Origin of the sequence: Thauera sp. (assembly GCF_035444905.1) — a bacterium.
Classification (GTDB): Bacteria; Pseudomonadota; Gammaproteobacteria; order Burkholderiales; family Rhodocyclaceae; genus Thauera.
The window spans coordinates 591-1,041 of the sequence record NZ_DAOMPS010000163.1 but is presented as its reverse complement, the minus strand read 5'-3'; the positions used below and the strand labels follow the sequence as shown (position 1 = coordinate 1,041).

1 pseudogene is annotated in these 451 nt (G+C 49.9%); it reads right to left on the bottom strand.

Going from position 1 to position 451, the window contains the following annotated elements:
- Positions 1–94 precede the first annotated feature (94 nt).
- Positions 95–451: pseudogene (locus PLC66_RS22835) on the bottom strand (transposase); the annotation flags it as partial.

Below are 451 nucleotides of genomic sequence, written 5' to 3'. Positions count from 1 at the left end.
GCGCATCACGCCGAATGATGCCAGGACATTGGTGCACGCCCGCGACTGACACCATTGAAGGACACTACCTTTAACCTGAGTTCGGGATAAGCCGTCAAGCTTTGGCCAAGGTCAATACCTTGGCCAAGTTTAAAGTAGGTTCGTTGACAGACAAACTGCAGGTCACGATGCCAGCCATCAGATTGATAAGGAAATTGAAGCTGGAGCGATGGCAGGTACGCTCGATCTGGCAAAGATTCTTCAATTCATCGAAAACCGTTTCGATCAGGAAACATCGGCGCAGAATGGCTTTTTCAAACTTGATATATAGGCTGCATGTTTTTCTTGAGGGGAGTGATGAGCTGAAGATCTTGCCGGTCCAGTGTTTCAGTGAGCCACTGGGCAAGGTAGCCTTTATCGGCAGTGAGCCGCAGACGGATCAGTTCACCCCTGGAATTGATGATGGCGTGGA